This window comes from Pseudomonas sp. FP818, assembly GCF_030687335.1.
GTDB lineage: Bacteria > Pseudomonadota > Gammaproteobacteria > Pseudomonadales > Pseudomonadaceae > Aquipseudomonas > Aquipseudomonas shahriarae.
On sequence record NZ_CP117427.1, the window covers coordinates 1,162,855 to 1,174,995 of the forward strand.

Consider the following 12,141-nt stretch of genomic DNA (forward strand, 5'->3'; position numbering starts at 1 on the left):
ATATGTTCGAGAAATTGCAGCAGGCATTCTGGAAAGCCCTGACCCCGGACCTGGTGGCGGAAACGGCGGTTGCCGAGCCGAAGGCTGACGGCATGTTGGCGCCGGCGGTGCTGAGTGCATTGGGTGGGGCGGCGAATCTCAAGACACAGCAGCGGGTGGCGTTGACGCGGACCCGCGTGCAGCTACAGGACCCGGCGCTAGTGGACGAGGCGGCGCTGAAGGCGGCGGGTATCACGGCGGTGATGGTGCTGGCGGGCGGGGTGGTGCATCTGATCACTGGCCTGTAGAACACCACAAAATAAATGTGGGAGCGGGCTGTCTGATCGGACCCGGGGGTCAGAGTTGGGGGGTATCTTGCGGCGGCTTGGTCTTGTCCACGCCCGGCACATGCAGGTTGCCTTCCACCATCTGGTTGCCCTCCAGCTGCGGCTGGGTCACCCAGGTCAGGATGTCGTAGTAACGGCGGATGTTGGCCACGAAGTGCACCGGCTCGCCGCCCCGGGCGTAGCCGTAGCGGGTCTTGCTGTACCACTGCTTCTGCGACAGGCGCGGCAGCATTTTCTTCACGTCCAGCCACTTGTTCGGGTTCAGGCCTTCCTTTTGCGCCAGCTTGCGCGCGTCATCCAGGTGACCGCCGCCGACGTTATAGGCCGCCAGGGCAAACCAGGTGCGGTCAGGTTCGAGAATCTTGTCGTCCAGTTCGCTCTTGATCATCGCCAGGTACTTGGCGCCCCCCTTGATGCTCTGCCGCGCGTCCAGGCGGTTGGACACGCCCATGGCCTGGGCGGTGTTCTGGGTCAGCATCATCAGGCCGCGCACGCCGGTCTTGGAAGTGACGGTCGGTTGCCACAGCGATTCCTGGTAACCAATGGCTGCCAGTAGCCGCCAATCGACCTTTTCTTCCTTGGCCGAGGTCTTGAAGAACTTCTCGTACTTGGGCAGGCGCTGCTGCAAGTGCTGGGCAAAGGTGTAGGCGCCGACGTACCCCAGTACATCGACATGCCCGTAATAACGATCCTTGAGGCGTTGCAGGGTGCCGTTCTTCTCGACCTTGTCGAGGTAGCTGTTGACCTCGTTGAGCAGGCTGTTGTCTTCACCGGCAGCCACGGCCCAGCTCTGGTTGCTGGCGTTGCCCAGATCGAAGGCCACCCGCACGTTGGGGAAGTACACCTGGTTCATCGCCACTTCATTGGAGTCGACCAGGGTCAGGTCGATCTGCCCTTCATCGACCATGCGCAGCAGGTCGACCACTTCAACGGCATCGGACTCTTCGTACTCAATCGCAGGATTCTGCTTTTTCAGCTCGGCCAGTTGCTCGGCATGGGTGCTGCCCTTGAGCACCATGATCTTTTTGCCCACCAGGTCGGCCGCGTTGGTGGGGCGGGACTGGCCGTTGCGATAGATGATCTGCGGGGTGACTTCCAGGTACGCATGGGAAAAGCGCACCTGTTGTTTACGCTGCTCGCTGCTGACCAGGCCAGCGGCGGCCAATACCGGACCGTCGGGTTTGCCCAACTGGTCGAACAGGTCGTCGAGGTTGTCGGCGGTCTCGATTTCAAGCTTGACCCCCAGGTCGTCGGCAAAGCGCTTGACCAGTTCGTATTCGAAACCGGTTTCGCCGTTGCGGTCCTGGAAATAGGTGGCCGGGCTGTTTCGGGTGACCACCCGCAATACGCCATCCTCCTTGATTCGCTCGAGCGTGCTGGGCTTATCAACACAGGCGCTGAGCATCAGGAAGAGTCCGGTGGCGAGGAGCCATTTGGCACATCGCGGGCGCAAAGCAGTTGGGGAGAACATCTGGGCAGTATACGCAAACGGCCCACGGCGCCATATCTCGACAGCATGGGAGTTGTCTGCTAGCGCCTGCGAAACTGTGCTGCAGCCCGCAGAAACGTGGCCTGGGGCGCAATGGTGAGGGTGAAAATAACTGCGTCGGCCACCCTGGAAAACGCCCCGATACCGTGCAATCTGTGCCAACTGACGTTCGGCAGCGGCCAGCGGCACCGTTTCGGGTGCCGTTGGCGCAGGTTTACGCTAGAATGCACGGCCTCAAAGCACACCCCCTTCCCGAGGCTGTCCCGAAGATGTTGATCCTGCGCGGCGCTCCTGCCCTTTCTGCCTTTCGCCACAGCAAACTCCTTGAGCAACTGAGCCAGAAGGTTCCAGCTGTCACTGGCTTGTATGCTGAATTTGCTCACTTCGCCGACGTTAACGGCGTTTTGACCGCCGACGAACAGCAAGTGCTGGCACGCCTTCTGAAGTACGGCCCCAGCGTTCCCGTTCAAGAGCCGACTGGCCGCTTGTTCCTGGTTCTGCCACGGTTCGGCACCATCTCGCCCTGGTCGAGCAAGGCCAGCGATATCGCCCGCAACTGTGGCCTGGAAAAAATCCAGCGCCTGGAACGCGGGATCGCCTTCTACGTGGCTGGCCAGTTCAGCGATGCCGAAGCCGAGCTGATTGCCAGCAGCCTGCACGACCGCATGACCCAGATCATCGTCAGCCAACTGGAACAGGCTGCCGGCCTGTTCAGCCATGCCGAGCCCAAGCCGCTGACCGCGATTGACGTGCTCGCCGGTGGCCGCGCCGCCCTCGAGAAGGCCAACACCGAGCTGGGCCTGGCCCTGGCCGAAGACGAGATCGACTACCTGGTCAACGCCTTCAACGGTTTGCAGCGCAACCCCCACGACATCGAACTGATGATGTTCGCCCAGGCCAACTCCGAGCACTGCCGCCACAAGATTTTCAACGCCAGTTGGGATATCGACGGCCAGAGCCAGGAAAAAAGCCTGTTCGGCATGATCAAGAACACCTACGTGATGCACAGCGAAGGCGTTCTGTCGGCTTATAAAGACAACGCCTCGGTGATCGTCGGCTCTGTCGCCGGCCGTTTCTTCCCGGACCCGGAAACCCGCCAGTACGGCGCGGTGCAGGAGCCGGTGCACATCCTGATGAAGGTTGAAACCCACAACCACCCGACCGCGATTGCCCCGTTCCCGGGCGCAGCCACCGGCTCGGGCGGCGAGATCCGCGACGAGGGCGCCACCGGCCGTGGCGCCAAGCCCAAGGCGGGCCTGACCGGTTTCACCGTGTCCAACCTGCAGATCCCAGGCTTCGAACAGCCGTGGGAAGTGCCATACGGCAAGCCTGAGCGCATCGTTACCGCACTCGACATCATGATCGAAGGCCCGCTGGGCGGCGCCGCGTTCAACAACGAATTCGGGCGTCCGGCCCTGACCGGTTACTTCCGTACCTTCGAGCAGTCCATCACCACCCCCCGTGGCGATGAAGTGCGCGGTTACCACAAGCCGATCATGTTGGCCGGCGGTATGGGCAACATCCGTGAAGACCACGTGCAGAAGGGCGAGATCCTCGTCGGCTCGAAGCTGATCGTGCTCGGCGGCCCGGCCATGTTGATCGGCCTGGGCGGCGGCGCGGCTTCCTCCATGGCCACCGGCACCAGCTCGGCGGACCTGGACTTTGCTTCTGTTCAGCGCGAAAACCCTGAGATGGAACGCCGTTGCCAGGAAGTCATCGACCGTTGCTGGCAGTTGGGTGACAAGAACCCCATCAGCTTTATCCACGACGTCGGCGCCGGCGGTTTGTCCAACGCCTTCCCGGAACTGGTCAATGACGGCGACCGTGGCGGCCGTTTCGAACTGCGCAATATTCCAAACGACGAGCCGGGCATGGCCCCGCACGAAATCTGGAGCAACGAATCCCAGGAACGTTACGTACTGGCGGTCGGCCCTGAAGACTTCGCGCGCTTCCAGGCCATCTGCGAACGCGAGCGTTGCCCGTTTGCCGTGGTCGGCGAAGCCACTGCCGAGCCGCAACTGACCGTGACCGACAGCCACTTCGGCAACAGCCCGGTGGACATGCCCCTCGAAGTGCTGCTGGGCAAGGCCCCCGCGCATGCACCGTTCGGCGGTACGTGAAGCCGAACTGGGCGATGATTTCGACCCAAGCAGCCTGGACCTGACCGACAGCATCGAGCGCGTGCTGCACCACCCGGCCGTGGCGAGCAAAAGCTTCCTGATCACCATCGGCGACCGCACCATCACCGGTCTGGTTGCCCGTGACCAGATGGTCGGCCCTTGGCAGGTGCCGGTGGCTGACGTTGCCGTGACCGCCACCAGCTTTGATGTGTACACCGGTGAAGCCATGGCCATGGGCGAGCGTACCCCGCTGGCCCTGCTGGACGCCCCGGCGTCGGGCCGCATGGCCATTGGTGAAACCATCACCAACATCGCCGCATCGCGTATTGGCAAGCTGTCCGATATCAAGCTGTCGGCCAACTGGATGTCCGCTGCCGGCCACCCCGGTGAAGATGCGCGCCTGTACGACACCGTCAAGGCAGTCGGCATGGAGCTGTGCCCGGAACTGGGGATCACCATTCCGGTGGGCAAGGACTCCATGTCCATGGCCACCCGTTGGAACGATGAAGGCACCGACAAGAGCGTTACCTCGCCGCTGTCGCTGATCGTCACCGGCTTTGCGCCAGTCACCGATGTCCGCCAGACCCTGACCCCGCAACTGCGCATGGACAAGGGCACCACCGACCTGATCCTGATCGACCTCGGTCGTGGCCAGAACCGCATGGGCGCCTCGATCCTTGCCCAGACCCACGGCAAGCTCGGCAAGCAGGCGCCGGACGTCGATGACGCCGAAGACCTCAAAGCCTTCTTCGCCGTGATCCAGGGCCTGAATGCCGATGGCCACCTGCTGGCTTACCACGACCGTTCCGACGGTGGTTTGCTGACCAGCGTCGTGGAAATGGCTTTCGCCGGTCACTGCGGCCTGAGCCTGAACCTCGACGGCCTGGCGGAAACTTCCGCTGACATCGCTGCCATCCTGTTCAACGAAGAATTGGGCGCGGTCATCCAGGTGCGCCAGGACGCCACCCCGGACGTGCTTGCACAGTTCAGCGCCGCTGGCCTGGGCGACTGCGTGGCCGTGGTCGGCCAGCCGATCAACAACGGTGTGATCAACATCGTGTTCAACGGCGACACCGTGTTTGAAGGCCAGCGCCGCCTGCTGCAACGCCAGTGGGCCGAGACCAGCTACCAGATCCAGCGCCTGCGCGATAACGTCGCCTGTGCCGAGCAGGAATTCGACGTGATCCTGGAAGAAGACAACCCGGGCCTGAGCACCAAGCTCAGCTTCGACGTCAACCAGGACATCGCCGCGCCGTACATCAAGAAAGGCATCCGCCCACAGGTTGCCGTGCTGCGTGAGCAGGGCGTCAACGGCCAGGTGGAAATGGCGGCCGCGTTCGACCGTGCCGGCTTCAATGCGATTGACGTGCACATGAGCGATATCCTCGCCGGTCGTGTTGACCTCAATGAGTTCAAGGGCCTGGTGGCCTGCGGCGGTTTCTCCTACGGCGACGTGCTGGGTGCCGGTGAAGGCTGGGCCAAGTCGGCCCTGTTCAACAGCCGTGCCCGCGATGCGTTCCAGGGTTTCTTCGAGCGTAACGACAGCTTCACCCTGGGTGTGTGCAACGGTTGCCAGATGATGTCCAACCTCCACGAACTGATCCCGGGCAGCGAGTTCTGGCCGCACTTCGTGCGTAACCGTTCCGAGCAGTTCGAGGCCCGTGTGGCCATGGTGCAGGTGCAGGAATCGAACTCGATCTTCCTGCAAGGCATGGCCGGTTCGCGCATGCCAATCGCCATTGCCCACGGTGAAGGCCATGCCGAGTTCGCCAGCGAAGAAGCGCTGCTCGAAGCCGACCTGTCCGGCACCGTGGCCCTGCGCTTTGTCGACAACCACGGCAAGGTCACCGAAAACTACCCGGCCAACCCGAACGGCTCGCCGCGCGGGATCACCGGGCTGACCAGCCGCGACGGTCGTGTGACCATCATGATGCCGCACCCGGAGCGTGTGTTCCGCGCGGTGCAGAACTCGTGGCGCCCGGAAGAGTGGAACGAAGACGGTGCGTGGATGCGCATGTTCCGTAACGCTCGTGTGTGGGTGAACTAAGGCCGTGTACAAGCTCAGCTTCTTTGTGCCCGACAGCCATGTGGAGGCGGTGAAAAGCGCCGTCTTCGCGGCCGGTGGCGGGCGCATCGGCGACTACGACAGCTGTGCCTGGCAAGTGCTGGGCCAGGGCCAATTCCGCCCGATGGACGGCAGCCAGCCGTTTATCGGGCAGGTGGGCCAGGTCGAAGTGGTTGAAGAATGGAAGGTCGAGCTGGTGGTGGCTGATGAGTTGATCAAGGCAGTTGTCGCTGCGTTGAAGCTCAGCCACCCCTATGAAACACCGGCTTATGAGGTGTGGCAGCTGGCGGATTTCTGATCGGCCGGCTGTAGACAGAAAACCCGCTGGGCCGACTTGGCCAGCGGGTTTTTTTGTGGGCGATCATGCCGCCATGGGCAAGCCTCAATCACTCACGGTGCGGGCACCAGCCCCACTTCAGCCTTCAAGGCGCTGATCAACAGGTTTTCGTAGCCGAACCGCTTGCCCTGCATCGGCTCCCAGCGCTCGACATAAAATAGGCCGTTGTGGTCGACCTTGATCGGTGTCGAGACGATTTCCCCGCTGCGGGAACGATGCAGCAGGTTGCTCTGCGCCGGCGACGGGCGTTCGATCAGGAACAGGCCGGGACGGTTCAGGCGTGTCCTGTCCGCGGGGACGAAGGGGGAGGGGGCCTTGATGCCTTCTACGCCGGCGTCCAGGATGAAATCGCTGCGCAGGGCTCGGGTGTAAGGCGTCAGGCCTTCGGCAAACGTCTCCCAGGTGCCGGGGCGAATGTTCTGCGCCAGTGCCGGGGCCGTGTCCCGGATTTGCAGGCTGACGGCGCCTTGCAGCTCCGCCAGGCCGGGCACCCCCAGGTTGATGTTGGTGTGGGCGCTGCCGATGAAGGCCAGCCATTTATGCGGTCCGTGGGCCGCCTGGTCGGCCTTGATCACCTGCGATGCGAAGTAGCTGAACATCTGGTTGCGCGACTGCACCGTGTCCCGCAGCCCCTTGACGTGGTAACTGGCCGTGCAGTCCAGGGCCCGGATGCGCAGGCCATGCCTGGCCGCCACCTGGATGACTTCGGTGTAGGTATCGTCGCCGTTGTAGCCTGGCATATGGCCGCGATCCAGCCGTGTGAGGTAGCGCTTGAGTGTGTCCGGCAGCCGTTGCGTACTGAGGAACATGTCCAGGTCCGCCTGATGCATATCGGTCAGCAGGTGTTCGACGTACAGCGTCTTGAACTCCAGTTCCTTGAGTTTTTTCATGTGGTCGCGCAGCCAGCGCTTGCTGGATTGCTCCTGGTGCCCTTCACCAAGGATCAGTCCCGGGAACTCGCTTTGACGCAGTTTTTCCAGAAATGCCTCTGGGGTCGTGTGGGCGGCCAGTTCGGCCGGGTCTGGCCTTGCCGGCGGTACCTGGCTGGCCAGGTAGGCCTGGGCATCGCTACTCAGGCGATCCCTGGCGCTCTGGAAGGCCTGGAATGCTTCGCGCTCGTGCGGATTCAGCGCAAAGTAGCGGCTGTCCAACCCGCGGTGGGCGACGATCTGTTGCGCAAGGTTGTCCCTGAGCGGTAGGGGAATGTCGTAGTCGCTGTAATGCGTCACGACCGCGGCAGTCGCCGCGCTGGACGACGCTGCGGGTTCGGGTGCCTTGTACGCGGTCTGCAGGGCCAGGCGGTAATCGCCCTTGGCCAAGGGATCGCCCGCAATGGCACCGGCGGTGTCGAGCCAGATCCCCACGGGTTGGCCCGGGGCCACGTCGTCCACCCGCAGGGCAACGGCACCTTGCAAGTCGGCCAGGCCGGGGGTGTCATCGAAAGTGCGCAGGCGCGATGAATCCACCAGGGCCACCCAGCGCTCACCGGGTGTGCCGATGGCGTCGGTCTCGAGGGCTTTGTGGGAGTAGAAGTTCCTGATCCCGTTGTCCCGGGGCGTGGTGGTCGGGGTGTCGGCCATTTGCAGGACGTCATCCAGTAGATAGGAGGTGGATGCGTCCAGGGCCCTGATCTTCATGCCCTTTGCCTGGGCCTTGCGCACCAGGGCCACGTAGGAGTATTCGGCATTCTCGGCAAAACCCAAGGCGGTATCGATGGTTTTCAGGTGCCGTTGGATATGTTGCCAGGATTTCCCGCTGTTCAGCTTCTCCAGTTTCGCCCGGAATATATCGGCTGGCAGGTGCTCGATGTACAGGTGTTTGAAGCCTTGGTTGAGCAAGCTGTCCATCTGCGTGATCAGCAGTTGTTTAGCGGCAATGGAGCCGGGTATCGCGCCGATGACCAGGGGCTTGTTCCCGGCAAAGGCATTGCTGGCGATCCATTGCGAGAAGGACGTGTCGGCGCCGATGGCCGGCACATCGGTGCGGGCTGGTAGTGGGGCGAGATGTTTGAAAAAGTGGCGGGCGTCGGCTGTCAGTTGCTCGGCCTGTTGCAAGTAGGCGGCGCGCACCGCTTTCAAGTCTCGGGCAGCATTCTCCAGTGCGACGTCCCGGGAGCCGAACTCCCATTCGGTTCGCTGCACTATCCCGGCCCGTACATCCGGGTTCAGGGCCAGCTCCAGTTTGCCCGCGTACTTCGCCGGGATTTCATAGTTCTTCAATGGCTCGGGTGGCTCGGGCAGCTTTTCATATTTCGGCGCGCCGCCAGTCACCCCGGTACGCCGCCAGACGCCTTGCGCATCGGGGGCGGCGAGGCGGGTAGTGGAAACCAGTCTGCCGGTCGCCGGGTCCAGGCGGTACAGCAAATAACGGCCGATCGGGTCGGGGGTCTTTTTTGCCCATAGGCCTTCGCCACCGAACAGCACGGCTTGCATGTCCTCAAGCGCCAGCGGCTTGGGCTCTAGTGGCTGGATCAGCCTCAAGACCTCGTTCAGCGCCGCAGCAGCGTCGGTGGCCGGGCGCACGGCCGGTTTTACCAGTTGTTTGAGCGACACCAGGGCCGGGCGCAGATCGGTAAAAGCCGCCCCGGCGCTGTTGAGCACGTAACCGATCAAGTGTTCCACGGCCGCCCCCGTATCGCCCTGCTGATAGGCGTGCAGGGCCAGCATGCCGTCCTTGAATGCCAACAGCATGCCCAGGCTCAGGCTGAGGGTGGGGAACGGCGCGGTAGCGATACCGCTGACCCACTCCACGCAGGTCCACAGAATACTGTTGATCATCTGGCTGCGATTCGCCGTGGTGCCTTCAACGTCGTCAATCTTGCGCTGCTGCTTCATGTCATACAGCGCCTGGCGCAGATCCAGTAATGGGGTTTGCCCGTGGGTCGAGTCGTAGCGCGACGGACTCACGGAGGTTTTGTTCAAGTCCTCGGGTAATTGCGCCTTGGCCTCTTCCAGGAGGGTGCGTACGCGCGCCTGGGATTGAGCACCGACCCGCAGGGTGAAATAGCCGACCATGCCGGGAGTCTTTTTCAGCAGATAGTTGAACTGTCGCGCCTCACGAAAGCTGATGCCGTCGGGTGCGTTTGGGGTGTAAAGCAACGTCGGGAAACCGGCGTGGCTGAAGAGGAAGTTATCGATCACCCATTCGCCGTCTACCAGCAAGCGGTGGAGGGCGTAGGTGCCACGGACCTCGGTGCGGGTATCGCCCATGCTGGCAATGCTGCGTTCCAGCCAGTCGCCATCGACCCCGGCGATATGCCCTTGCAGGCGGCATTCCAGGGCGGCGTTCTGCATCTGCCGTTGGGTAATGCTCAGGGTGGCATTGCGCCGTAAGGCATAGTCGGCACTGCCGGCGTTGAGCAGCCGGCGTTTGACTTCGTTGATGTAGTGTTGGCCAACCCAGGTGCCGGTGATCGAGCGGGCGACCTTTTCAGCGGTCAGCGGGCTCAGGTCAACACCGGGCGGGCCTTTGAAGCGAGCGGCGCGCGAAAATTTCGCGTCAAGAAAGCCTACGCCGTCGGCGTAGCCATCGCGGTACAGCTGGGTGTAGGTCAGGGGGGTAGGGGTCCATGAGGCGAGCAGCGCCGGGGGCGAGAAGGCCCAGACCGTATCGGGGTCGATGTCGTTCTGACGGCGTCCGAGCAGTTCGTTCAGGCGTTTTCTGGCCCGTTCGTGCACGTAGGTGGAGAAGCTGGGAACGTGTGCATCGGACAACGGGAAGTCGTTGTAGGCCTGCAGTGCGCCTTCGCTGTCTTGCGCCAGTTTCAGCAGTTTCTGGCGGTTGTCGACGCTGGTGGAGCGATACCAGTTCGGGGTGCCGAACTCATAGTCATCGACCCGGGTTGCCAGGACATGGGCCGACATGGCCTGGAGGCAGTCGGCATGCTTGCCGATATTGCCAAAGCGGATCTGTGTGTATTCCCGGGCGTGAAACTTGAAGCTCAGGCCCGTCAATACCTGTTTCATTGCATCGCGAAAACGCAGGGCAACCCGCTTGATCAGGTAGTCGGTGAGGCCGCCGCTGTCCTGGCTCCAGCCGAGGATATGGTTCTGGCACGCGATCTCACTGTCGAATGCCTGAAACTGCTGCTCGCGCGGTGCCTCGGGGGTGCATAACAGCACACGGATCACGCTGCCGTTGGCATCGGTCTGGCGCAGCACCCACATATCCTGCAACTGGGCTTCGTGCAGCGACAGGGTGGCGGCGCTCAGGCGCGGGTCGGTGCCTTGGCGCAGGCTCTGCACCAACTGGAAGTCCTCTTCAGTGAGGTGCCCCTGAAGCAAGGCGGTGTAGGCCAGCGCGTTGATCCGCTGGTCGAGCATCTGTTCGATTGCCCGGCTGACGGCGGGTTTGCCGTGCATCTGCTGCTGGGCGTCGGCAAAGTCGATACGTGGCTGCAGGGTGCTCAGCGTCTGCGCCAGCCAGGCGGGTGTCAGGTCCCGATAGGCCTTGGGCAGCGCGCCATCCCGGTAGGTGAGTGTGGTTTTGTTGAGGAAGTCCGAGCCCGCCAGTGCATCGCCGGTTTGCAGGCCGCGCAGGGCCAGCTCGATCAGGTTGCGGTCATGTTCGTACTCGCCGATGGGCTCCACGTAGCGCCGGGTGTTGATCACCAGGTGTTCGGGCAGCAGGTCGTGGATGTCCAGCTCATCGCTCAGGCGTTCGAGCAGTTGGTAGCGGGCCAGCGCCTCGGGGCTGGTGACCGGACTCAGCAGGTCGAGCAGGTGCTGGCGTGCCTCGTTGTAGCTCGCCAAGTGGGTGGCGAGTGTGGCCCGACGGTCTGCACTGGCGCTGCGGTACCAGTCCGGTGCGCTCTGGCGCAGGTAGCGCTCCAGCAAGCGGCGGGCACGCCATGCCAGGCGTGGGCTGATGTCCGGCACAGAGGCGCTGATGGCGCGATCCAGGTCACTGATCAGTTGAGCGGCTGACGGCTGCGGATTGTCGACCAGGCTCAGCGCCCGCTCGATGTCCTGGGTGCGCTTGGCGATCAGGGCGGCGTCGGTGTGTTCAAACAGCGGGGTCTTGTCGATCGGCGTCAATTCCAGTGGCCAGATCGCGGCCGGTGTTATATCGCGATAACGCACGGGCAGCAGTTGCATGAAGTCGCGCCGTTGCTCGGCATCGTCCATGCCTTGGCGCAAGTGCGTATTCAGGTGCGCCAGGGAGCCTAGGCACTCGATCCCGCGGGTGGGGGTAAACAGCATTACCTCACCCAGGGGCAGGGCAGAACTCAGATCGCTGGGCACCGGGCTGGATTTCTCGGTCACCACAAAGGCCCCCGCCAGCTCGACGCTCTGCTCCTGATAACGCAAGGTCAGCGCATACAGTCCTGGGCGCAGCGTTATGCCCTGCGCTATACGCCCAAGCAAGGCCTGCTGTTGCGGGTGCAACAGGCGGTCCTCGGCACTGAGGGTTGTTGCATGGGCCAGGGCGACGTACCCGGCTTCAAAGGTCATAAAGGATTTGCGTGGCTTGCCATCTATCTGCTCATAGCGGTCGAGGTGCTGCAGATGGACGTTGAGCGTGGTCTTGAGCGTTGCCACGCGGCTGGCCAGGTTGCTCTGGGTAAGCCCTCGGTAGAGCGGCCGGCTCTTGTTCAGATACAGCTGCCGATAGGACATCAGCATGCCGTTGAGTTTTTCCAGATAGGCCAGTGCAGCAGAGGGTTTGTGTTCGGGCACTAGCGGCGCATCGACTTGAAGCAGGTGATGACCGATCTGATTGAGGTGGCCTTTGATGCCTTCAAAGGTTGGGGATGTGGTGCTCACAGGCACGCTCTCCATGCTGAGGATAAGAACCCTCAGCAT

At 62.7% G+C, this 12,141-nt stretch carries 4 protein-coding genes and 1 pseudogene; 3 read left to right on the plus strand and 2 right to left on the minus strand.

Annotated features, from left to right (window positions below):
* Positions 1 to 2: 2 nt before the first annotated feature.
* A complete protein-coding gene (locus PSH80_RS05175; RefSeq protein ID WP_128593878.1) occupies positions 3 to 287 on the plus strand; it encodes a PTS transporter subunit EIIB in 285 nt (94 codons plus the stop codon).
* A gap of 49 nt (positions 288 to 336) precedes the next feature.
* Here PSH80_RS05175 and mltF read toward each other — a convergent pair whose 3' ends face one another.
* Complete coding sequence (gene mltF, locus PSH80_RS05180; RefSeq protein ID WP_128593877.1) at positions 337 to 1,797, minus strand: membrane-bound lytic murein transglycosylase MltF; 1,461 nt, start codon at positions 1,795 to 1,797, stop codon at positions 337 to 339.
* Positions 1,798 to 2,084: 287 nt separating this feature from the next.
* On the opposite strand from mltF, the pseudogene purL reads away from it, so the two are divergent.
* Together purL and PSH80_RS05190 are read left to right on the plus strand one after the other, a co-directional pair.
* A pseudogene (gene purL, locus PSH80_RS05185) lies at positions 2,085 to 5,982 on the plus strand (phosphoribosylformylglycinamidine synthase).
* A gap of 4 nt (positions 5,983 to 5,986) precedes the next feature.
* A complete protein-coding gene (locus PSH80_RS05190) occupies positions 5,987 to 6,298 on the plus strand; it encodes a hypothetical protein (protein WP_057437975.1) in 312 nt (103 codons plus the stop codon).
* 92 nt (positions 6,299 to 6,390) lie between these two features.
* Here the strand turns inward: PSH80_RS05190 and PSH80_RS05195 are convergent, their stop codons facing one another.
* Positions 6,391 to 12,102, minus strand: coding sequence for a membrane-targeted effector domain-containing toxin (locus PSH80_RS05195; protein ID WP_305419448.1), 5,712 nt, complete (start codon positions 12,100 to 12,102; stop codon positions 6,391 to 6,393).
* Positions 12,103 to 12,141: the final 39 nt, after the last annotated feature.

Bases quoted from the DNA above. Each gene is read 5' to 3' on its own strand.
- PSH80_RS05175 (WP_128593878.1), top strand. From the start codon at position 3: ATGTTCGAGAAATTGCAGCAGGCATTCTGGAAAGCCCTGACCCCGGAC.
- mltF (WP_128593877.1), bottom strand. From the start codon at position 1,797: ATGTTCTCCCCAACTGCTTTGCGCCCGCGATGTGCCAAATGGCTCCTC.